General features: G+C 70.4%; 18 protein-coding genes. 7 read left to right on the top strand and 11 right to left on the bottom strand.

From position 1 onward, the window contains the following. Positions 1-14: 14 nt before the first annotated feature. Together ACIP6N_RS27380 and ACIP6N_RS27375 are read right to left on the bottom strand one after the other, a co-directional pair. Positions 15-1274, bottom strand: coding sequence for a hypothetical protein (locus ACIP6N_RS27380; RefSeq protein WP_401819880.1), 1260 nt, complete (start codon positions 1272-1274; stop codon positions 15-17). Positions 1275-1293: 19 nt separating this feature from the next. Next, on the bottom strand, positions 1294-1623 hold the full coding sequence (locus ACIP6N_RS27375; RefSeq protein WP_401819919.1) for a chaplin family protein: 330 nt from the start codon (positions 1621-1623) through the stop codon (positions 1294-1296). Positions 1624-1988: 365 nt separating this feature from the next. Here ACIP6N_RS27375 and ACIP6N_RS27370 point away from each other — a divergent pair, with 365 nt between their 5' ends. The 6 genes from ACIP6N_RS27370 to ACIP6N_RS27345 all read left to right on the top strand — a co-directional run bounded on the left by ACIP6N_RS27370 (position 1989) and on the right by ACIP6N_RS27345 (position 9152). Then, complete coding sequence (locus ACIP6N_RS27370) at positions 1989-3428, top strand: ice-binding family protein (RefSeq protein ID WP_401819878.1); 1440 nt, start codon at positions 1989-1991, stop codon at positions 3426-3428. Positions 3429-3727: 299 nt separating this feature from the next. Continuing rightward, the gene (locus ACIP6N_RS27365; protein ID WP_401819876.1) at positions 3728-4264 is read left to right on the top strand and encodes a DUF5819 family protein; all 537 of its coding nucleotides are present in this window, start codon (positions 3728-3730) and stop codon (positions 4262-4264) included. Then, positions 4254-5447, top strand: coding sequence for an HTTM domain-containing protein (locus ACIP6N_RS27360; protein WP_401819873.1), 1194 nt, complete (start codon positions 4254-4256; stop codon positions 5445-5447). Before ACIP6N_RS27365 ends, ACIP6N_RS27360 begins: the two co-directional genes overlap by 11 nt. Positions 5448-5894: 447 nt before the next feature. Continuing rightward, complete coding sequence (locus tag ACIP6N_RS27355; RefSeq protein WP_401819870.1) at positions 5895-6242, top strand: MerR family transcriptional regulator; 348 nt, start codon at positions 5895-5897, stop codon at positions 6240-6242. Positions 6243-6512: 270 nt separating this feature from the next. Further along, complete coding sequence (locus ACIP6N_RS27350) at positions 6513-7565, top strand: sodium:calcium antiporter (RefSeq protein WP_401819918.1); 1053 nt, start codon at positions 6513-6515, stop codon at positions 7563-7565. Positions 7566-7682: 117 nt separating this feature from the next. Continuing rightward, entirely contained in the window at positions 7683-9152 is a 1470-nt protein-coding gene (locus ACIP6N_RS27345; protein WP_401819867.1) for an LCP family protein, read from the top strand. 55 nt (positions 9153-9207) lie between these two features. On the opposite strand, the gene ACIP6N_RS27340 is transcribed toward ACIP6N_RS27345, so the two are convergent. The 9 genes from ACIP6N_RS27340 to ACIP6N_RS27300 form a co-directional block, all read right to left on the bottom strand. Then, positions 9208-10701 carry a metallophosphoesterase family protein gene (locus ACIP6N_RS27340; protein ID WP_401819865.1) on the bottom strand — a complete coding sequence of 498 codons (1494 nt, stop codon included), beginning with the start codon at positions 10699-10701 and terminating at the stop codon, positions 9208-9210. Between the two features lie 74 nt (positions 10702-10775). Further along, positions 10776-11894 carry a serine/threonine-protein kinase gene (locus tag ACIP6N_RS27335; RefSeq protein WP_401819862.1) on the bottom strand — a complete coding sequence of 373 codons (1119 nt, stop codon included), beginning with the start codon at positions 11892-11894 and terminating at the stop codon, positions 10776-10778. 269 nt (positions 11895-12163) lie between these two features. Next, positions 12164-12379, bottom strand: coding sequence for an EF-hand domain-containing protein (locus ACIP6N_RS27330; RefSeq protein ID WP_401819860.1), 216 nt, complete (start codon positions 12377-12379; stop codon positions 12164-12166). A gap of 126 nt (positions 12380-12505) precedes the next feature. Beyond that, the gene (locus ACIP6N_RS27325; protein ID WP_401819857.1) at positions 12506-13702 is read right to left on the bottom strand and encodes a hypothetical protein; all 1197 of its coding nucleotides are present in this window, start codon (positions 13700-13702) and stop codon (positions 12506-12508) included. Beyond that, positions 13702-14508 carry a polysaccharide deacetylase family protein gene (locus ACIP6N_RS27320; protein WP_401819855.1) on the bottom strand — a complete coding sequence of 269 codons (807 nt, stop codon included), beginning with the start codon at positions 14506-14508 and terminating at the stop codon, positions 13702-13704. Before ACIP6N_RS27320 ends, ACIP6N_RS27325 begins: the two co-directional genes overlap by 1 nt. A 99-nt stretch (positions 14509-14607) precedes the next feature. Continuing rightward, complete coding sequence (locus tag ACIP6N_RS27315) at positions 14608-15225, bottom strand: ATP-binding protein (RefSeq protein WP_401819853.1); 618 nt, start codon at positions 15223-15225, stop codon at positions 14608-14610. 169 nt (positions 15226-15394) lie between these two features. Then, positions 15395-16165, bottom strand: a complete 771-nt coding sequence (locus ACIP6N_RS27310) for an enoyl-CoA hydratase/isomerase family protein (protein ID WP_401819852.1) — start codon at positions 16163-16165, stop codon at positions 15395-15397. Positions 16166-16255: 90 nt separating this feature from the next. Then, positions 16256-17536 carry an Ig-like domain-containing protein gene (locus tag ACIP6N_RS27305; RefSeq protein WP_401819851.1) on the bottom strand — a complete coding sequence of 427 codons (1281 nt, stop codon included), beginning with the start codon at positions 17534-17536 and terminating at the stop codon, positions 16256-16258. A 232-nt stretch (positions 17537-17768) separates the two neighbouring features. After that, positions 17769-19013, bottom strand: coding sequence for an Ig-like domain-containing protein (locus ACIP6N_RS27300; RefSeq protein WP_401819850.1), 1245 nt, complete (start codon positions 19011-19013; stop codon positions 17769-17771). A 303-nt stretch (positions 19014-19316) separates the two neighbouring features. On the opposite strand from ACIP6N_RS27300, the gene glgX reads away from it, so the two are divergent. Further along, positions 19317-21587 carry a glycogen debranching protein GlgX gene (gene glgX / locus ACIP6N_RS27295; protein ID WP_401819916.1) on the top strand — a complete coding sequence of 757 codons (2271 nt, stop codon included), beginning with the start codon at positions 19317-19319 and terminating at the stop codon, positions 21585-21587. Positions 21588-21658: the final 71 nt, after the last annotated feature.

Genomic DNA, 21658 nt, shown 5'->3' with positions numbered 1-21658 from the left:
CGGAGGGCCGGGGATCAGCGGGCGGGGACGGCGTCACATGCGGTGGTGAGCGCCGGCCGGGGGATGAGGAGAAGGTCCTCGTACGTGTGGTGGCGGCGGGTGGTGGTGCGGTGGTGCAACAGGGCGGCCGCGTCGGCGTGTTGGCCGGTGTCGATGAGCGCGCGGGCGAGCGTGTCCTGGATGATCTCGCGCTCCACCCGCACTCCGCCGACGCGCTCCGTCCGCTTGCCCAGGCCGGTCAACAGGTCCACCGCGGACCGCGGGCGGCCCGCGGTGACGTCGGCGAGCGCCCGGACCACAGGGGCGAGTACTTCGCGGTAGTCGGCCCTGTCGTCGCCGGCCGCCCGCCCGGCCAGCGCGTACAGGTCGTCGGTGGCCGCCTCGACGGCCAGGGCGAGCGCGAGATTGAAGGTGTGGAAGACCTCGGCCATCCCGCCGGGAGCCGTCAGCAGCGTACGGACGTGGTCCAGGTCGCAGCGGCGGGCCGGGGTCTGGCCGGCGAGCAGCAGGCGCCAGTTCGTCGCCGACCGCATGCCCACGTCCGCGTGGTCCAGGACCTCGTCCGCCCGGCGGCGCGCGTCGGCGAAGTCCCCGCAGGCCAGCGACTGGAGGGCGGCGTGCCAGTTGAGGTGCTTGAACTGCATCGCCTGCGGATCGGCCGCCAGCCATCCGTCGAGGAAGGCGGTGGAGGCGGGGCCCGCTCCGTACTCCTGCTCGGCGTGCGCTCGGGCGTGGGCGGCGAGCCCCGAGCGCGGGTACCGGGCCAGGGCGTGCTCGGCCAGCTCGTACGCCTCCTCGACGCGTCCCTGTTCCACGCGCGTCCAGGCCATTCTGCTCGCCCACACCCAGCTGTCCGGGCCGGCCAGGGCGTACTGCCGCTCAGCCAGAGCGTCGCCGTGCGCGCGGTAGCCGGTGTCCCCGCACGCGTGGAAGGCGTCCAGTATCAGCGCGGCCACCTCGTCCGCCGGCCATCGCGCGAAGTGCGTCACCAGGTGATCGGCCGTCATGCGGTACTGCCGGTGGGCGTAGAGGAACACGCCATGGACCAGGCTCACGGACCTGGCACCGGCGGACAGCGCGTCCCGGTGCGCGATCACCAGTTCCTCGCGCAGCTCGAGGTCACTCAGCCCGCCGCTGGTCGCCAGCACGAGCAGCGCCCGCGCCACACCGAGCCGCGGGTGTTCGGCCACCCACTGCCGCAGCAGGGACAGGCCGCGCCCGCTCAGGGCGGCCAGCTCCCGTACGGCGGCGTCCGCCACCGGCACACCCGTCACCTCGGGATCCCTCTCCGGTTCAGACGCTGGAGCCGAACACCGCGGTGCAGACGATGCCGCTGCTGCCGCAGTGGTTGCGGGGCAGGTCCAACGGCAGGCCGATCTGATTGCCGCTCGCCGTGCCGCTGCCGGCGGCGGTGCCGCCCGCCGCCAGGGCACCGCCCTCGGTGGCGCAGGTGTTTCCGAATGTCGCGTTCCCGATGCCGACGACGCTCGCGTGCGCGGCCCCGGCGGGGGCCAGCGCGACGCCCAGCACAGCTCCGACGGCCGCCGCGCGCTTGCCCATGCCCCGGCCTCCGCGATCCATGTCCTGCCGCGTGTCCTCGACGGTCAGAAGGCCCTCGTTCATTCCCACGCTCACAGCGCTCCTTCGCGGATCGGGCCCGGAGACGGATACGGGCCGCACACGCGGGACAACGACGGACCACACGGCCGGATACGCCCAAACCCGCCGGGCGGGCGAAAAGCGGCCGGTTCTCCTCATTCCGCAAACTCACATGGCGCATTAATAGCCTTATTCGATCTCCGCACCACCATGAAAACAAAAACGAATCACCCGTATGACGCATAACCAGAACTTCATACCGGAGTTATGAACACGACAGAAGTGACCGGTTCCCAGACCCGGACCGGTCCGCCCACCTTCAACCTTCTCTTACAGGAGTTGGCCGCTCAATGAAGCTGAGTATTCGGAATGCGCCAGGACGGCGCACCATGCCGACCTGGATCAGTGGGGTGCTCGCCCCGGTTCTGGCCATCGCACTGGTGGCGATGACGTCTTCACAGGCGGCTGCCATCGCGACGCCCGTTCCACTGGGCACCGCGTCGAGTTTCGCTGTTCTGGCCGGGCAGTCGGTCAGCAATACCGGCCCTTCGGTGATTACCGGAGACCTCGGGGTAAGTCCGGGAACGGCCATCACCGGATTTCCTCCGGGCACGGTGAACGGCGCTCAGCACTCCGCCGACGCGGTGGCCCTGCAGGCCCAGTCCGATCTGGTCACGGCGTACAACGTCGCGGCGGGAGAGGCCACCGACGAGGCGCTGCCCCCGGACGCCGGCGGCCTGACGCTGGTTCCCGGCGTCTACACCGCGTCGTCCACCCTGGGCCTCACCGGCACGCTCACCCTGGACGCCCAGGGTGACCCGAACTCCGTGTGGGTCTTCCAGGTCGGATCGGGTCTGACGACGGCGTCGGCCAGTCAGGTCGCGCTCATCAACGGCGCCCAGGCGTGCAATGTGTTCTGGCAGATCGGCAGTTCCGCCACCCTCGGTACGGATTCCACGTTCGTCGGCAACATCCTCGCGCTCACCTCGATCACCGTGACCACGGGAGCGGACATCGACGGCCGGGCGCTGGCCCGTAACGGCTCGGTCACTCTGGACACCAACACGATCACCATCGCGACGTGTGCCTCGGCGACCACCGGCGGCACAACCGGCGCCACGACGACAGGCACCACCGGCGCCACGACGACAGGTACCACCACCGGCGCCACCACCACGGGTACCACCACCGGAACCACGGGCGGCACCACCACCGGCGTCCTCGGCGGCGTCCTCGGCGGAGTGCTCGGCGGCGCGACCGGCGGCACCAACGGCGGTCTCCTGGGCGGTGTGCTCGGCGGCGTTCTGACCGGCGGTACCACCGGCGGCGTCTCGGGCGGCCTCGTCGCCGGAACCACCGGCAACACGGTCACCACGGGCGGCGTCACCACCACGGGCGGCACCGGCGGACACGGTCACGGGCATGGCCACGGCCACAAGCCCGGTCACGGGCACAAGCCGGGCCACGGCCAGAAGCCCGGTCATGGTCACGGTCACGGCCAGAAGCCGGGCGGCGGCTACGGGGAAAAGCCCGGCGGTCACGGCCAGAAGCCGGGCGGCGGCTACGGGGAGAAGCCCGGCGGTTACGGCGAGAAGCCCGGGCAGGGCCACGGCGAAAAGCCCGGCGGCTACGGCGACAAGCCGTCCGGCCATGACGAACACCAGGGCGGTTACGGAGACAAGCCCGGCGACCGGCCCATCGAGGACGAGGGGTACGGAGACCAGCCCCAGCACTCCGGCGGTTATGGGCAGCAGCCCGACGACAACGAGAACCACGACAACTACGACAACCACGAAGACAGCGAGGACCAGGAAAGCTACGAAAGCTGAGTAATCCCCCTGGACGGCGGCGCGCGGCGGAATGAAAGCACAATTCCGCCGCGCGCCGCCGCTGTGATGAAAGCCTCGGAACAAGACAATGCGAGCAACTGAAACGGAAAGGTCGGGTGAGGCTGGTGACGGGCGGCATTGACGCAGCGGATGTGCTGGAACGAGAGCGGACCGATGAGGAAGATCCCACGCGGGAAAAGACCGGCGGGTCCGGGGCGGCCCAGCGGATTTCCCGGCTTCCCGGACCGCTGAAAGCCGGGGTGTTGGCAGCGGTGGCCCTATGTCTGACCACCGCCTTCATGCACGTATTTCTGGTATTCCTGCACGTGGCTCCCCCGAACGCGGTGTCCCAGCGGTACAGCAAGCTGGTCGACGCCTGGGTCTTCCCGCTGTTCGAGCAGAACTGGCGGCTTTTCGCGCCTGATCCCGAATCGGTGAACCAGCAGATTTCCGCGAGGACCGCGCACACCGCGGCGGACGGCACCGTGCGCGTGAGCGCGTGGTCCGATCTGTCGGCCGTGGACGACTCCGCGGTCGATCACAACGTTTTCCCCAGTCACACGACGCAGAACATGCTGCGCCGGGCCTGGACCTCCTACCTTGAAACCCTCGGCGGGGACGACCGGGCGCGCTCGGAGCGCGCCGAGATGGTGCAGAAGTATCTGCGCAACATCGCCGCCGACCGGGTCGCCACCCTCGAACACGGCTCCTTCGAGTCCATCCAGCTCCGGGTGGTCACCCGCCGCATCGCCGCGCCCGGCGCCCGACCGGCCACGTCCGCACCCACGGACACCCGCACTCTCCCCTGGTGGAAGGTGATCTCCGATGGCAACTGAGCAGGCCGTATCGTCCCCCGGACCGGTGCCGGTGCCGACACCGCCCCCGTCTCCTTCTCCCGCCCGGTCTCTCGCGCGGCGAGTCCGTAACCGGCTCGACGGGTTCTTCGCCCTTCTCACCCGGCGCCCGGTGTCCCTGTACGGGACCGCCGTCCTGCGCATCGGCTACGGGTTGCTCTACCTCGCCTTCCTGCTGCGGGAGTTCCCGCACCGCGACGAGATCTGGGGCCCCGGTTCGCCGTGGACCCCAGCGCTTGCCAGGGAGCTTTTCTACGACACGGGCTGGGCCAGCATCCTCACGCTCTCCGACAGCCGGCCGTACTTCGAGTGCTGCTACGCGCTGGCGGTGATCACCGCGGCACTGTTCATGCTGGGCTGGCGGACCCGTGCGGTGTCCGTCCTGTTCGCCGTCGTGGTGGCGTCGTTCCACGCCCGGTCGATCTTCATGACGGACGGCGGCGACAACCTGATCCTTCTCATGGCCATGTATCTCGTCTTCACCGGATGCGGCAGGCGCTGGTCCCTCGACGCGCGCAGAGCGCGGCTCCGCGCCGCGCGTCAGAACGGGCCCGTACGACCCGGAGACGAGGACGAGGAAGGGGACGGTCTCCGGCCGAACCTGCTCTTCGCCCGGCGGACGCTGGTCACGGTGGCGCACAATTGCGCTCTGTTCGTCATCGCGGCTCAGGTCTGCTTCCTCTACGGATCCGCCGGTCTGTACAAGGTCCAGGGCGGCTCCTGGGGCAACGGCACGGCTCTCCACTACGTGCTGAACCTGAACCTGTTCCAGCCCTGGCCGGCCCTGTCCCACCTGGCGGACAGCCACCCCGCGCTCCTCGGCGCCGCCTGCTACCTGACGGTGCTGCCGCAGGTCGCCTTCCCGTTCGTCCTGTTCGGCCGGCTCAAGTACCCCGTTCTGACGATGCTGTTCGGCATGCACCTCGGCATCGCCGTACTCATGGGGCTGCCGCTCTTCTCCGGCGCGATGATCATCGCGGACTCCGTGTTCCTGCCCGACCGCTTCTACGAGTCGCTGCGCCGGCTGTGCCGCCGTGCGACGGGCCGGGCAGACGTGCCGGAGGCCTCGCTGCCCGGCGCGGGACCGGCCGCCGTACCGCAGCAGGCCGGGCCGCGGCAGGCGGAGCGCGAGCAGGAAGCCTCGGCGGATCAGCCGCGTTCCTAGGCCCTGTCCGGCGGATCTTCGCGGGCCCGGAATGCCTGGCACGGCACCTCGCCGCGCTGCCGGAATCATCCACGTACGTCCGGGCCATCGGCGACGATGATCCTCCGCCTTGCGATTGCACGCACCGGACGCCGCAAGCCCCGCCCTCCGGGCGGACGGCGCTTCTTTCGCAACACGCCCCGGGGACACACGTTCAGGAAGCCCCGTCGCGGCACTGGAAAGCAACGGCGCGGAAACGACCGAAGGAAACCGGCCACGGGAACAAACCACCGGAACCAACCGCCCGAAACTAACCCTCCCGCGAGGGAAAATCTATCACGACTGCGGTAGACATACGGCCCTTATCTGATTAGGCTTCGCAGGACAAGACGAAGTCAGCAGCACACGCTCGGGGCTCCGGTGCCGCACGGTACCGGAGCCTTTCGGCGCGTTCCAGGAATAGGTGCGATGCCTCCTCAAGGCCCACAGCTCGCAGACAGCCTCGACGATGACGACTACCCCGCCTACACCATGGGCCGGGCAGCCGAGATGCTCGGCACCTCGCCCGCCTTCCTCCGGGCACTCGGCGAGGCGCGGCTCATCACCCCGCTGCGCTCGGAGGGCGGCCACCGCCGTTACTCGCGCTACCAGCTGCGGCTCGCCTCGCGCGTCCGCGAGCTGGTCGACGGGGGCACCGCGATCGAGGCCGCCTGCCGCATCGTCATCCTCGAAGACCAGCTCGAAGAGGCCCAGCGCATCAACGAAGAGCTGCGCAGGCGTTCCCCGGGACCGAGCACGGCGGGGACCACGTCCTGAGCCCCGCGTCCGGCCGTGCGTCGGGGGACCTGTCAGTGGACTGGCTATAGTGGGCCGCTGCGAAGGGGAGTAGCCCCGCGATACCGGTCGTCGACATGCTGGAGCCCTTGCGGCTCCCGGTTACCGGGCCCGTGGTTCGATCTGCGGGTGGGCGAGACCTTCGGCCCTTTGTCGACGACCTGTACGCGTCGCGGGGCCGAGGTCGTACGCCGCGAACTCCCGGCGCGTCTTCCCCGGTGTCCCGCGGCACGGGAAAGCTGGATGGGTGCCGTGATCCATTTTTTACTGCTCGTCGTATGTGCGGCAGCGATCTATCTGTCGTGTGAGTGGTTCGTCAACGCGGTGGAATGGCTCGGCCGCCGGCTCAACGTGGGAAAGATGGCGGTCGGTACGATCCTGGCCGCCTTCGGCACCGCCCTGCCGGAGTCCGTGGTGACCCTGGTCGCCGTCACCACCGGAGCCACCGAGAAGGCCAAGGACATCGGTGTCGGCGCGGCGATGGGCGGGCCGCTGGCCCTGTCCACCGTGGCGTACGGCATCACGGGCCTCGCACTGCTGCTCAAGCGCCGCAGGCAGCGGCTGGCCGCGCTGGCCGAGACGGGGATGCCGCCCAGCGGCCCGTACGACCATCCGCTGGGTGACGAGAAGGACATGCGGCGGCTGTCGAAGGACCAGAAGTGGTTCCTGCCGATCTTCTTCGTCAAAGTCGTCCTCGGACTGGTCGCCTTCGCGTTCAAGCCCGTCCTCGGTGTGCTGTTCTTCGCCACGTACGCCGTGTACTTCTGGCGCGAGATCCGCGGCGGCGGGGCGGGCGGGGCAGAGGAGGACGACGAGGAGCTGGAACCGCTGAAGTTCCAGCCCAGAAAGGCGTCCCCGGCCACCTGGGCAGTGGCAGCCCAGACGCTGGTCACGCTGGTGGTGATCTTCCTGGCCTCGCAGCTGTTCGTGAAGCAGCTGGACGCGATCGGTCCGGTGATCGGCCTTTCGACCACCGTGACGGCGCTGCTGCTCTCCCCGATCGCCACCGAGCTGCCGGAGGTCATGAACGCGATCATCTGGGTACGCCAGGGCAAGACGCAGCTCGCGCTCGCCAACATCTCCGGCTCGATGATGATCCAGGCCACCGTCCCCAGCGGGCTGGGACTGCTGTTCACCACCTGGAAGTTCGACGGGGCGCTGATCTGGTCCGGGGCCGTCACCATGGCCGCGATCATCTACCTCCTGCTGACCATGCGCGCCCACCGGCTCACCCCGGGCCGGCTGGCCGTCTCGGCCGGCTTCTACCTGATCTTCGCCGCCGGCCTCGTCCCGATCCTGGCCTGATCTTCCTCCTGGCCCCATCCGCCACCCGACCCCGCTTCCGGCCGCCGGCCGGACCCCAAGGACCCTGCGGTCCTCACTCGCGTCCACGAGATGGGCGCCCGGACGATTGCGTACCCCATGACCGGTCAGCAACAGCCAGCGACACGACGCAAGAAGCTCTTCCTGGGCGTCACGACCTCGGTGACCGTACTCGCCGTGGCCGCCGTGGGCGCCTTATACCTGCGGCTCAGCGGCAACATCGACACCTTCGACGGCAAGGGCCTGAGCCACCAGCGGCCCGAGGGCTCCGCCGGGGACGCGCAGAACATACTGCTCATCGGCTCGGACAGCAGGGCGGGTACCAACGCCGCCCTGGGCGGCGGCAAGGACGCCGTGGGCCGCTCCGACACCACGATCCTGCTGCACGTCTACGCCGACCACCGGCACGCGGTCGGCGTGTCCGTCCCGCGCGACTCGCTCGTCGACATCCCGCCCTGTCTGCTGCCGGACGGAAGCTGGACGGCCCCGCGCCAACGCGCCATGTTCAACACGGCGTTCTCCCTCGGCGGCACCGAGGCCGGCAACCCCGCCTGCACGCAGAACACCGTGGAGGCGCTGACCGGGCTGCGTATCGACCACACCGTCGTGGTGAGCTTCCAGGGCTTCGCCACCATGACCGAGGCCGTCGGCGGCGTACCGGTATGCCTGCCCCAGGACATCTACCAGAAGGACCTCAACCCGAACCGCGCCACGCGGGGTGAACTCGTCTACCACCAGGGCGAGCAGACGGTCTCCGGCAAGGCCGCGCTGGACTACGTACGGCTGCGCCACGGCATCGGCGACGGGTCTGACATCGGCCGCACCATGCGTCAGCAGGCCTTCGTGTCCAGCCTCATCAAGCAGGTCAAGGAGCAGGGGTTCAGCCCCACGACGCTGCTTCCGCTGGCCAACGCGGCGACGAAGTCCCTCACCGTCGACCCGGGGCTCGGCTCGGCGGACAAGCTGCTGTCGTTCGCCATGTCGCTGAAGAACATCGACCTCGCGGACATCACCTTCCTCACCGCGCCCTGGCGTTACGACGGTTCACGCATCGATCTCGTCCATCCGGACGTCGACAGCCTCTGGGCCACCCTCAAGGCCGACCGTACGCTCGACGGTCACAGCACCGGACAGAGAGCCGGGCAGGAGAAGCCGGCCGTCCCCTCCCCCGCCTCCGGCGCCGCGTCCGTCGACGGGGGCGGCATCACGGTCGCCGTCTACAACGGCACCACCACCAACGGGCTCGCCGCGCGGGCCGCCCGCATGCTGCGCGACCATCAGTTCACCGTCACCGGAACCGCGACGGCGCACTCGCAGGACCACGCGACCACCATCATCGAGTACGGCACCGGGCTCTTGGCGCAGGCGCGGACCCTCGCCCGGCTGTTCCCGGGCGCGGAGCTGCGGTCCACCACCGGAACGCATCTCAACCTGGTGGCCGGCCAGGACTACGCCGGCCTCCCCGCCGCTCCCGCCGCTCCGGCCGCTCCCGCGCCCCTGCCGGCCGGCGTCACCGACCACGCGCGCTCGGCGGACGGCACGCTGTGCTCAGGCCTGTCGTACGGATGAACGCGTACGGGTGCGCCGGGTGCCCCGCGTACGGCTGCCCCGCGCACCGGCGCTCTCAGCCCAGCGGAATGGTGATCTCGTCCTCGACCGGCGGGGCGAGTTCCTGTTCCCGGTTGCCGGTCGCGGCGAAGCACCGGATGCGCAGGCTGTCCGGAGTGACGTCCAGCCGCAGGAAGCACTTGAAGAACGGCGGGCTGTAGGTCGCCGAGCCGGGCGAGAAGAGCTGGGTGTACGCCTTGCGGACCGGCAGACGCAGCCACCACAGGCGGCCGGGCCGCGCGGCGACTCCGAGCAGGGAGGCCACCATCCTCGTGCGCGCGGTGACCGGCGCGCTCGTCCCCCGGGTGGGCGGGATGCCGAGGCGCCGGGCGATGACCGCCGCCGCCTGCTCGTCGGTGAGTTCGAAGAACCGCCGCATCCGCAGCCGCCGGCCGTAGAGCCTGCTGTAGAACGCCAGCGAGTCGCTGCGCAGCGGGTAGCAGCGGAAGGTCTCCTCGGTGACCCCGGCCGTGGCGATGCGCGGGATGGTGTGGGTGGCGTGCATGAACGCGCCACCGCCGCCGGCCACGACGTACTCGATACGGCGTCCTTCGACATCCACCGGATAGTGCTGGTAATTGTGGATGTCCCCGCCGATCGCGGCCACGTAGTGGCACTCGGGATCACGGACGATCTCGTCGACGGTGCCGCCGCCCTCTATCGCGCACGGGTGGTGTTCTCCGTCCACGTACAGCGGTGAACCGGTCACCAGGATCTTGGGTCTGGGGCCCCGGGAGACGCGCCGCAGCCACTCTCCCTGCGCCTTGTCGATGGTGCCGAGCAGTCCGGTGTCTATGCCGATGATCCGCAGCGGTCCCGAGTCGATGGCCCAGTAGGGGGCCGGCTGCGTGGCCTGCTGCGCCGGTGCGGAGCGCATCTTCCGGGCCGCGGCCAGCCGTTGCTCGTCCGGGACTTCCGGCTTCTTCCAGAGCAGCGTCCGCCACCAGGCGGCCGACAGCGGCGTCGGCCTGGCAGTGGGCGGCAGAGCGGGAGCGTCGCAGAAGACCCGCATGAAGCCGGTGATGCCGTCGTACCAGTCGTGATTGCCGGGGACGGCGTAGATGGGCGCGTCGTAATCCTTGTACGGCCGGAAGAACTTGGTGTCGTACTCGTTGGCGCTGCCGACCGGATAGATGACATCGCTGGCGAGCACGGCGAACCGGCTTTCCCGGCTCTCTTTCAGGAACCCCGGCACCACGGCGTACTGCGGGGCGTCGCCCTCACCGGTGTCCGCGATGAGCATGAAGGAGTAGGCGGCCGGGTCGTCACGCTCGATCACGAGGTCCGGAGAGACCCCGCGGGCCACCTGCGCGCCGACCCAGCGGTCGCGTTCGGTGCCGGTCGGGTCGCCGAACAGCGAGGCGACGACTCCGTTGCGGGCGCGCCAGAGCGTGACCGGGTTCAGCCAGGACAGCTTCTCGACCCGCGTGGGCATCAACGTGCTGTACTCGCCGGGCTGTTGATCACGCCAGCCGGCGCCGGACGCTGAGTCGCGCGAAGAGGAGGACATCAGGGAACGGTAGCAATCACAGCACCCGGTCCGGGAGTTGGATCCGGCCGCCACGTCCCCGGCGATCCGGTCCCTTATGGGTTGCGCAGTTGCTCAGGGAGGTGTCCGGGCCGGTCCACGTTCTGCACGGAGGGCAGCCGCGTCTGCGTCGTGACGGGCGGGCGCTCGTCCCCCGCGCCGGGGGAGTTCGCGGACAGCGTGACGAACGTGGCGGCCGCGACCGTCGCGACGAAGGTTCCCGCGAGCACGCGCAGCTTGCGCGAACGCGGTCGGACGGCAGGAGCCGCCGTGCCGGGGCCCGTCAGCGCCGCCATGCCGAGGCCCCGCCGCCGTACGGACCGCGCGGCCAGGCCGGGCAGGTAGTGCGCAGGCGGTTCGGGCGGCGCGAACAGATCCGGGTTGTCGAGGAGTTGGGCGGCCTGCTCGGCGGTGGGACGCTCCAGCGGGTCCTTCGCCAGCAGGCCGAGCACCAGCGCGTCGAAGGGCTCAGGCACATCCGAACGGTGCAGGCTCGGCGGGTCGGGTACGGCGTCGACGTGCTGGTACGCCACACCGGCCGGGGATTCCGCCAGGAACGGCGGCCGCCCGACGAGGAGTTCGTACAGCACACAGCCGAGGCCGTACATGTCCGCGGGCCCGCCGGCCGGCTGCCCGAGGGCACGCTCCGGCGCCAGATAGGGGGTGGTGCCGATGATCTGTCCGGGCGTGGCCGGTACGGCCGCCGACTCGTCGGCGAAGCGGGCGATCCCGAAGTCACCTATTTTGACGTCGCCTTCGGAGTCCAGCAGCAGATTCGCCGGTTTCACGTCCCGGTGTACGACGCCCTGCCGGTGCGCGGCGGCGAGTCCCGCCGCCGTCTGGCCGCCGATCCTGGCGGCGCGTCCGGGTGAGAACGGGCCGTGTGCCGACAACTCCTCGGCCAGGCTGCGTCCTTCGAGCAACTCCATGACCAGGTAGAGCCGGTCCTCACAGGAACCGACGTCGTACACGGAGACGACGTGCGGGTCGCTGAGCCGGGCCGCAGTTCTGGCCTCCAGCTGGAAGCGGTCGAGCGTGGCGGCGTCGTTTCCCCGGCCGAGGAGCAGCTTGACCGCCACGGGCCGGCCGAGTACTTCGTCCACGGCCCGCCAGACCTCGCCCATCCCACCGCGGCCGAGCCTGTCAGCTGTCCGGTACCGGCCCGCCACCAACATCGGGCACACCCTTCCCGGCCCTTGCTCAGAGCTGCGCGCTCAGCGCCGGCGGCGCACGGTCTCGGACGGCAACTGCGAAAGGGCGGCTATGGGCTCCGTGTGCCCCGTGCCGGACCGCTCAGACCAATGAAGTCGCGTCCATGACAAAAATTCATGGCGGAAACCCATGCCGGGAAACTCGTGCCGGGACCCATCGCGGGAATCTCATCACGGAAGACCAGGGCGACCGCCGGAACACCGCCCGGCGGTCGCCCCACGTCCGGGGCGGGTCAGCCCTTGCTGCGGGAGGCCAGGAACTCGTCGAAGTTGAGCAGGCCGTCGCCGTTCGCGTCGTGGGCGTTGATCACGGCCTGGGCCACGGTCTCCGTCACGTAGTGGTCGCCGAGCTGCGCCATCGCGCTCTTGTACTCCGTCGCCGTGATGAGCCCGTCGCCGTTCGCGTCGAACCGGTCGAACGCCTTGCGCACGTCGTCGTTGTCCGCCACTGTTGCCGCCCCTTCTTGGTGCCTCGCTGACGGGGCCAGATTATCCGTACGCCCTCGGCCGTACGGCGGCGGTACGGCGTCCCGTCCCCCGTGCGGGCAGCGCTCCCGGCTGTGCCGGGGGCTGCCTCAGCGGAAGACGCCCGTGTGGCCCAGCGAGTAGCGGCCCGGCTGCGGGTACACCGCAAGGCCGTGCGGTCCGCCGCCGACCGGGATCCGGGCGAGCTGCTTGCCGCTCGCCGTGTCGATCGCGTACACCTCGGAGTTGTAACGCCCCGCGAGCCAGAGGACTTTGCCGTCCACCGAGACCCCGCCCATGTCGGGGCTTCCGCCGCCGGGCAGCCGCCACTTCTTCGTCAGCTTGTTCTTCGGGAAGTCGAAGACGGAGATCGTGCCCTCGCCCCGGTTGGAGATGTACATCTCCTTCGAGTCGCGGCTGATGTAGAGCCCGTGCGCGCCCTTGCCTGTGGGCAGCAGCTCGGGCGTGCCGAACTTCTTGCCGTCGAGCACCCACACGCCGTGCGCCATCATGTCGGCGATGTAGAACGTCCTGCCGTCGGGCGAGATCTTCACGTCCTGCGGCATGGCGCCCTTGAACGGAAGCCGCTGCTGTCCGACGACCTTCATCTTCTCGGTGTCGACCTTGAGCAGTTCGCCGGAGAACTCGCAGGACACGATGAAGTACCGGCCGTCGGCGGAGAAATCGGTGTGGTTGACGCCGTAACAGGTGACCGGCACCGTCTTGAGCACCTTCATGGTGTGCGGATCGCGGAAGACCAGCTCGCGGTCGAGCGAGGCCATGACGATCGCGTACCTGCCGTTGGGCGTGAAGTAGAGGTTGTACGGGTCGTGCACGTCAACGGGCTTGCCCACGGCTCCGGTCGCGGGGTTGATCGGGGTGAGGGTGTTGCCCCGGTCATTGTTGACCCACAGGGTCTTCAGGTCCCAGGACGGCACGACGTGCTGCGGCTGTCTGCCCACCGGGATCGTCTTGATCACCTTGTACGTGGCGGGGTCGATGACCGAGACCGTGTCGGAGTTGCTGTTCGGCACGTAGACGCGGGAGGGGAAGTGCCGCACTACCGGTGAGAGCTTGCCCGGGCGGTCGGCGGAGTAGAGATCGTCCGGGTCGAGTACGGGAGGCATTCCCGGAAGCCCGCCGGATACGGCCCGGGACTGGTCGCCCTCGGGGCGGGCGGCCGGCGAGGCGGCGCCGCGGGACGCGTGCGCGTCGTGCGCCGCGCCATCGGATCCCGCGCAGCCGCCGAGCAGGGCGAGCGCGGCACAGGCGGCGAGCACCGCGGACCGGGTGGTGAAAGACATCATCAGGTCAGCAACTCCGTGGTCGTCACCGCGCGCAGGCCGCGGTCGTCGAGTTCGTCGAGGAGGGCGGGCAGTGCGGCGACCGTGTCCGCGTAGCCGAAGTGCAGGCTCACCACGGAGCCGTTACGGATCTGTCCGGTGATGTTGCTCAGGACGGCCGGTGCGCCGGGCGAGGTGAAGTCGAGCGAGTCGACGTCGTACGAGAGGACGTGGGGATAACCCGCGCGCAGGGCCAGCCGCTGTACGAGCGGGGTGGCGTGCTGGGCGCGGGACGGCCGGAACCACAGACCGATGGAGCCGGTGAGACGGCGCAGTCGCCGGGCGCAGCCGATGATCTCCGCGTACGCCCGCGCCTCGTCCATGGCGGAGATGTCGGCGTGGCGCTGGGTGTGGTTGCCGAGGTCGTGGCCGCCGTCGAGGATCCGGCGGGCCATCGACGGGTGCGCGTCGAGCCAGCTGCCCACGGCGAGCACGGTGACCCGGGCGCCGGCCCGTTCCGCCTCGGCGAGCAGGGCCCTGGCAGTGGCGGGGTCGCCCTGGCCGTGGAAGGTGAGGGCGACGCGGCCGTGGTCACGGGGGCCGTGCGCGATCTCGGCCGGCTGGCGGGGAAAGCGCCGGGGCGCGGGGGCGGCAGGGGTGTCGGGCCGCGCCTTCGCGGAGGCCGGACGCGGGGTGGCGGGGCCCTGCGGTGACGTGGACGCCGGCTGTACGGGCGCGGCGGAGCCGCTGTCCGTACAGCCGGTGGCGAGGGCGCCCGAGACGGCCACGCCGGCTGCGGCGCGCAGCGCACTGCGACGGTCGGGGGTCACGCACCCATTTAAGGGGTGAAGGGAAGAAAACGCCCTGATTGACCCGGCCGGATCTCGTCAGCCGGATCTTCCCGGCAACGATCACCGGCGGTGGGCGCGTCAGGTGGCCTGGCGGTCCGCGACCCGCATCTCGAACCACGTCGTCTTGCCGCGCGGCAGCAGATCCACGCCCCACCGGTCGGACAGCCTGTTCACCAGGAACAGGCCGCGGCCGCTGGTGTCCATGGCCTGGACCGGCATGAGGCACGGCAGGCCGCGCGAGGGGTCCCGTACCTCGATCCTGATCCAGCCGCGCCTGCGCAGCATGCGCAGCCCGAAGACGCGCGCTCCGGTGTGCCGTACCGCGTTGCCGACCAGCTCCGAGACGAGCAGGACCGCGTATTCCGCGGTCTGCGGCGAGAGCGCCCACTGCCGGAGCACCACGCCATGGGTGATCCGGCGCGCGGCGTACGCCGACTCCGGGCGGGAGGGCAGCCGCACTTCCGCCTCGGTCGGATTGCCGTACAACTCCAGCGCTTCGAGCGCCTGCTCGTCCTCGACGGCCGGCGTCCAACGCTCCGCGGCCGCGTGACCGCGCCGCCGCGGTTGCTCCACACCCTCCAGGCCCGCCATGCCCCCATCATGGCCGCCGGGGCCTGTCCCGGGGGCGGTTCCCGGGGAATCCACCTGTCGGAACGAGTCATTCCAGGGGGCGCGAGCGGCATATGCCAACGACACTACCCATTCCCACCCGTCTCGGCTGACCTGCGGTGACACCCGGGCGCCCGCTCCTGGTCCCCTCTCCAGCGACCGAATTGCTTAAGGCTCCCTTAAGGCTGGGCTAAGCCTCACCACAGCCGGGCTGTGCCGCGAGCGCCGCCCGGCAGGCAGTCCAACTGACTTATGTTCAGGTGAATTTGGCCTTCCCCGGACCGTCCTCGACGAAGGAGCTCATGCCACGCTCACGGTCCTCGGTGGCGAACAGGCCTGCGAACCAAGTGCGTTCGACGGCAAGGCCGGTTTCGATGTCTGTCTCCAGGCCGGTGTCGACCGATTCCTTGGCGGCCCGCAGCGCGAGCGCGGGCCCCTTGGCGAGCTTCGCGGCCCAGGCGTGGGCCTGTTCGTACACCTCGGCGGCGGGGACGACCCGGTCGACCAGGCCGAGCGACAGCGCCTCTTCGGCCGCGACCTGACGGCCGGTGAAGATGAGGTCCTTCGCGCGCGAGGGGCCGATCAGCCGGGCCAGGCGCTGGGTGCCTCCGGCGCCGGGGATCAGGCCGAGCAGGATCTCGGGCTGGCCGAGCTTCGCGTTGTCGGCCGCGATGCGGTAGTCGGCGCACAGCGTCAGCTCACAGCCGCCGCCGAGCGCGTAGCCGGTGATGGCCGCGACGACTGGCTTGGGGATGCGGGCCACGGCGGTGAACGCCTCCTGGAGCCCACGGGACCGTACGACCATCGCCGCGTGGTCCATCTCCCGCATCTCCTTGATGTCCGCGCCGGCCGCGAAGACCTTCTCACCGCCGTACAGGATCACCGCGCGGACGTCGTCGCGCCGTCCGGCTTCTTCGGCCAGCTCACGCAGCCGGTCCTGGATCGCGGTGTCCAGGGCGTTCATCGGAGGGCGGTCGAGCCGGATCGTACCGACGCCGCCGGAGACTTCGAGATTCACGGTTGCCATACGCGCCAGGTTAACGGGGACTAACGACGACGGGCCCGGCACACCGCTTCCGCCGTGTGCCGGGCCCGCCCGCCTCGTGCTGCCCTCGCGCTACTTCTTCCAGTCGGCCCAGGACATGTTCCAGCCGTTCAGGCCGTTGTCCGGAGCGATCGTCTTGTCCTTGGAGTTCTTCACGATCACGACGTCGCCGAGAATCGAATGGTCGTAGAACCACGCGGCCGGTGTGCTCTTGTCCCCGGCGCCGCGCGCGTCCCGCAGGCCCACACAGCCGTGGCTGGTGTTGGTCGAGCCGAACGTGCCCGAGGAAGCCCAGTAGTTGCCGTGGATGAACGTCCCCGAGGTGGAGAGGCGCATGGCGTGCGGCACGTCCTCGATGTCGTACTCACCGCCGAACCCGACGGTGTCCCCGTTCATCCGGGTCACCTTGTACTTCTCGCTGATGACCATCTGTCCGTTGTACGTGGTGGTCGACGGCGAACCCGCGCTGACCGGGATCTTCCTGAGCTGCTTGCCGTCCCGTTCGACCTTCATCGTGTGCGCGGCGGCGTCGACCGTGGAGACCTGCCTGCGGCCGATCGTGAACGTCACCGTCCTGGCCTGCGTGCCGTACACACCGGAACGCCCCTCGACACCGTCGAAGTCGATCCGCACCGTCACCTTCGTGCCCGGCACCCAGTACTTCTCGGGACGGAAGTCGAGGCGGTCGTTGCCGAACCAGTGGCTCTCGATCGGCACGGCGGGCTCCGCCGTGACCTCGACGGCCTTCTCCACGTCCTCCGGCCGCGTGATGCCCCGGTTGAAGCTGAGCGACACCGGCATGCCCACACCGACCGTCGAGCGGTCCTCGGGGGTGTAGTAGCCGATGAAGGTCTTCTTCGGAACGAGCGTGGTGAAGGTGGTGTCCTTGGCGGACTCCCGGCCCTTCGGGTCCTTGGCGCTCGCGTGCACCGTGTACTTCGTCGCGCCCGCCAGATGCCGCGAGGGCTCCCAACTGCCGCCGTCGGCAGCGAGCTTGCCCTCGACGGGGTTGCCCTTGTCGTCCTTGACGGTGACCGCGGTCAACGTGCCCTCGTGTACGGCGACCTTGAGCACGCCGGTGGTGGCGACGGACTTCGCGCCGTCCTTGGGCGCGACCGTCAGGACCGCCCGGGAGGCGGTGTCCTCTATCTGCGACGCGCCCTTGGCCACGCCGCCCCTCCCGCCGCCCTTGGCGTCGTCCCCGCCCGTGCCACCGCCACCGCACGCGGTGACCATCAGCAGCAACGCGCCAAGTACCAGGGCCGGCAGCCCCGTTCGTCCGTATCCGCCGCTCCGGCGCGTCGATCCGCGGCCCGCCCCGGCCGACGCACCCGATATCGGCTGCCCGTTCACTATGGCTGTCTCCCCTCGCACGGCCTGGCCCCGCCACGGCCCGTACTCCCGGCGCGTCGAGTGCGCGCTCCACACCAGAGAACCACACAGAGGACGTGCGGAAGCCCCCGCTCAGGTCACCGTTCCGTCCCAACCGATCAAGGAACGGGGTGAGCGGGGCGCGCCGGGGCTTGTACGCCACGTGGAGATGTCCGTGGACTCCCCTGGAGATCGACGGAGCGCTCCGGCGGGATCAGTCGGATCCGTGGACGGCCGAACCCGCCCTCCACTTCTGCCAGTCCATGTTCCAGCCGCCGAGGCCGTTGTCGGGCGAGACCGTCCGGTCGTTCGAGTTGACCACCTCCACGACATCCCCGATGAGCGTCCCGTCGAAGAACCAGCCCGCCGGGGTGTCCGCTCCCCCGCCCTTCACATCGCGCAGGCCGATACAGCCGTGGCTGGTGTTCTCGGAGCCGAACGTGCCTTTGGGCGCCCAGTAGTTGCCGTGCAGGAACGTCCCCGAAGTGGTCAGCCGCAGCGCGTGCGGCACGTCCTTGATGTCGTACTCGCCGCCGAACCCGACCGTCCTGCCGTCCATGCGGGTGATGTCGTACAGCTCGGTGACCACCATCTTCCCGTTGTACGTGGTGGTCCTGGGCGCGCCGGCGGTGATCGGCACGGTCCTGACCAGCTCGCCGTTGCGCCGCACCTCCATGGTGTGCCGGGCCGCGTCGACCCGCGAGACGCGGGAGCGGCCGACGGTGAAGCCGACCGTCTTGCGCTGGATGCCGTACACCCCCGGCGCGCCCTGGACGTCACGCAGCCCCAGGTCGAGTGTGACCGCGGTGCCCGGCTTCCAGTACTCGCGCGGCCGGAAATCGAGGCGCCGGTCGCCGAACCAGTGGCCGACGACCTCCACCGGCGGGTTCGAGGTGATCCTGATCGCGCGTTCGACGGCGGCGCGGTCCACGATCCGCCGGTTGAAGTCGAAGGAGACGATCATGCCCGTGCCGACCGTGGAGCGGTTCTCCGGCGCGAAGTAACCGATGAACCGGCGGGTGGGGACGAACGTCGTGAAGGTGGTGTGCCGCGCGGAGCGGCGGCCCTGGCCGTCCACGGCGACCGCGTCGACGCCGTACTTCGCGGCGAGCGAGATCTCGGAGCCGCTCGCGGGCCGCCAGCTGCGGCCGTCGGCGGAGATCCGGCCCGGCAGCTCGGCCGGCTGCGCGTTCTCGATCCGTTCCAGCGTGACCCGTTCGAGGTGGCCGTCGGGCACCGTCACCTCGATCCGGTCGGATCGGCCGACCCCCTTGGCCCCGTCCTCGGGGGTGATCCGGATCGTGTCGCCGGGCGCCCGCGACTTGCCCTCGGTGAAGGAAGCCACCTCGGCGCATCCGGCGAGCCCCGCCATCAGTCCCGCCATGAGTACTGCCGTCAGTCCTGCCCATGTCAGAACCGCGGCCGTGCCGGTTCCCGCGCGCTTCAGTACGTGTCTCACGACCCCCCAACGACCACCCCCCTCGCGGGGAAACGTGAGCGCGGGCCTTCTTGCGGGAAGAACAGGGAGAAGGACCACGCGAGGGTGCCACGGCCGGGACGCCGTGCGCGGCCGGCTTCGCGGGGCCGACGAGCGCGGGAGGCCGGTCAGGTGGCGAACGCAGCCGAGCAGGAGGCAGCGCAGGGGGCGCCGGAGAAGGCATCGGGAAGGGCGGAAGAGACGTCACGGAACGGGAACCCGAACGGGAACGGGGGCGCGTACGGGTACGACGGCAACGGGACCGGCGGCGCGAACGGCCACGGGCTGTCCGGCTCCCCGCTGCCCGGACCGCACGGCGGGACGGGCACCGCGCGCCGCCCGGTGTGGCCCGGTGTGCCGAATCCGCTGGGCGCCCGGTACCGGCCGGCGGGACCCGAGGGCGTCGAGGGCACCAATTTCGCACTGTGGGCGGGCGGGGCCGAGGCGGTGGAGGTCTGCCTCTTCGACGACGGGACCGACGGGCCCGGCCAGACCGGCGGGACCGGTGTACGTGAGGAGGCCGGCGAGGACGCCCCGCTCGTCGAGACCCGGCTGCCGCTGACCGAGCTGACGCATGAGATCTGGCACGGCTTCGTGCCGGGGATCCGCCCGGGCCAGCGCTACGGCTTCCGGGTCCACGGCCGCTGGGACCCCTGGACCGGCGCCCGCTGGAATCCGGCGAAGCTGCTCCTCGACCCGTACGCCCGCGCGGTCGACGGTGACTTCACGCTGCCTCCCGAGGTCTACGGCCATGTGCGCGACTGGCCGCAGCCGCAGGTGGCCGACACCGTGCGCGACGACCGCGACTCGGCCCCGTACGTCCCCAAGGGCGTGGTAGTCCACGACGACGCCCCCGACGGCGAATGGGCCGACGACCGGCGCCCGGGGACGCCCTGGGCCGACTCGGTCATCTACGAGCTGCACGTACGCGGCTTCACCAAGCGGCATCCCGGCATCCCGGAGGAGCTGCGCGGTACGTACGCGGGCCTCGCGCACCCGGCCGCGATCGGCCATCTGCGCCGGCTCGGGGTGACGGCGGTCGAGCTGCTGCCCGTACACCAGTTCGCCCACGAGGAGCATCTGCTCCAACGCGGCCTGCGCAATTACTGGGGCTACAACTCGATCGGCTACTTCGCCCCGCACGCCGGTTACGCGGCCGGCGGCACCCGCGGTCAGCAGGTCGAGGAGTTCAAGGAGATGGTGCGGGCGCTGCACGCGGCGGGGATCGAGGTCATCCTCGACGTCGTCTACAACCACACCGCCGAGGCAGGGGAGCGCGGGCCGACGCTGTCGCTGCGCGGGATCGACAACCGCGGTTACTACCGCCTCCAGCCGGACGCCCGGCGGTACACCGACTACACCGGCTGCGGGAACACCCTGCACGTGGTCCAGCCGCAGGTGCTGCGGCTGATCACCGACTCGCTGCGCTACTGGGTCACCGAGATGGGCGTCGACGGTTTCCGCTTCGACCTGGCGGCGGCCCTCGCGCGCTCCATGCACGACGTCGACATGCTCTCGCCGTTCCTCGCCGTGATCGCCCAGGACCCGGTGCTGCGCCGCGTGAAGCTGATCGCGGAACCGTGGGACGTGGGCAGCGGCGGCTATCAGGTGGGCGCGTTCCCGCCGCTGTGGACGGAGTGGAACGACCGTTACCGGGACGCCGTACGGGATTTCTGGCGCGGCGCCACCCCCGACGTACGGGATCTCGGCTACCGGCTGTCCGGGTCGAGCGACCTGTACGCGTGGGGCGGCCGCAGGCCGTACGCCTCCGTCAACTTCGTCACCGCGCACGACGGCTTCACCCTGCGCGACCTGGTGACGTACGAGGAAAAGCACAACGAGGACAACGGCGAGGGCAACCAGGACGGGACGAACGACAACCGCTCCTGGAACTGCGGTGCGGAGGGCGAGACGGACGACGCCGGGATCAACGCGGTACGGCGGCGACAGCTGCGCAATCTGCTCACCACCCTGCTGGTGTCGACGGGGGTGCCGATGCTGGTCGCGGGCGACGAGATGGGCCGTACGCAGGGCGGCAGCAACAACGCGTACTGCCAGGACAGCGAGGTCAGCTGGCTCGACTGGTCGCTGCTGGAGCAGCCCGGCCCGTACGCTCTCCATCAGCTGACACGCCGGCTGCTCGCGCTGCGCCGGGCCCACCCCGTACTGCGCCGCCGCGCGTTCTTCTCCGGCCGTCCGCAGACGGCGGACGGGCTGCGGGACCTGGCCTGGTTCACCGCGTTCGGCGCGGAGATGACGGAGCGGGACTGGTACGCGCCCGCGTCGACGCTCGGGCTCTTCCTGTCCGGCCGTGACATCCCCGGGCGCGACGAACAGGGCCGCAGGATCACGGACGACAGCTTCCTGACGGTCTTCCACGCGGCGGCGCACCCGATCGAGTTCGAGCTGCCGGGGCCACCGTGGGCGGAGGCGTACGAGCTGATGATCGACACGTCGCTGGAGGACCAGGACGCGGCGCCGGGAACGGTGTACGAGGGAGGCACGGCGGTGACGGTGCCGGAGCGTACGGTGCTGCTGTTCCGGGTGCGGAGCTGAGGCGAGGCCCGTGACGGGCGGTGGCGCTCACGTGCGGTGGCGCTCACGGGCGGTGGCGCTCACGTGCGGTG

Source organism: Streptomyces sp. NPDC088725 (genome assembly GCF_044751305.1).
Lineage (GTDB): Bacteria > Actinomycetota > Actinomycetes > Streptomycetales > Streptomycetaceae > Streptomyces.
This window is presented reverse-complemented; position numbering and strand designations above follow the sequence as displayed.

What these genes read in the sequence shown, in the direction of transcription:
- ACIP6N_RS27375 (WP_401819919.1), bottom strand. Translation starts at nt 1,623, where the DNA reads ATGAACGAGGGCCTTCTGACCGTCGAGGACACGCGGCAGGACATGGAT.
- ACIP6N_RS27370 (WP_401819878.1), top strand. Translation starts at nt 1,989, where the DNA reads ATGCCGACCTGGATCAGTGGGGTGCTCGCCCCGGTTCTGGCCATCGCA.
- ACIP6N_RS27365 (WP_401819876.1), top strand. Translation starts at nt 3,728, where the DNA reads ATGCACGTATTTCTGGTATTCCTGCACGTGGCTCCCCCGAACGCGGTG.
- ACIP6N_RS27360 (WP_401819873.1), top strand. Translation starts at nt 4,254, where the DNA reads ATGGCAACTGAGCAGGCCGTATCGTCCCCCGGACCGGTGCCGGTGCCG.
- ACIP6N_RS27355 (WP_401819870.1), top strand. Translation starts at nt 5,895, where the DNA reads ATGCCTCCTCAAGGCCCACAGCTCGCAGACAGCCTCGACGATGACGAC.
- ACIP6N_RS27345 (WP_401819867.1), top strand. Translation starts at nt 7,683, where the DNA reads ATGACCGGTCAGCAACAGCCAGCGACACGACGCAAGAAGCTCTTCCTG.
- ACIP6N_RS27340 (WP_401819865.1), bottom strand. Translation starts at nt 10,701, where the DNA reads ATGTCCTCCTCTTCGCGCGACTCAGCGTCCGGCGCCGGCTGGCGTGAT.
- ACIP6N_RS27335 (WP_401819862.1), bottom strand. Translation starts at nt 11,894, where the DNA reads ATGTTGGTGGCGGGCCGGTACCGGACAGCTGACAGGCTCGGCCGCGGT.
- ACIP6N_RS27325 (WP_401819857.1), bottom strand. Translation starts at nt 13,702, where the DNA reads ATGATGTCTTTCACCACCCGGTCCGCGGTGCTCGCCGCCTGTGCCGCG.
- ACIP6N_RS27310 (WP_401819852.1), bottom strand. Translation starts at nt 16,165, where the DNA reads ATGGCAACCGTGAATCTCGAAGTCTCCGGCGGCGTCGGTACGATCCGG.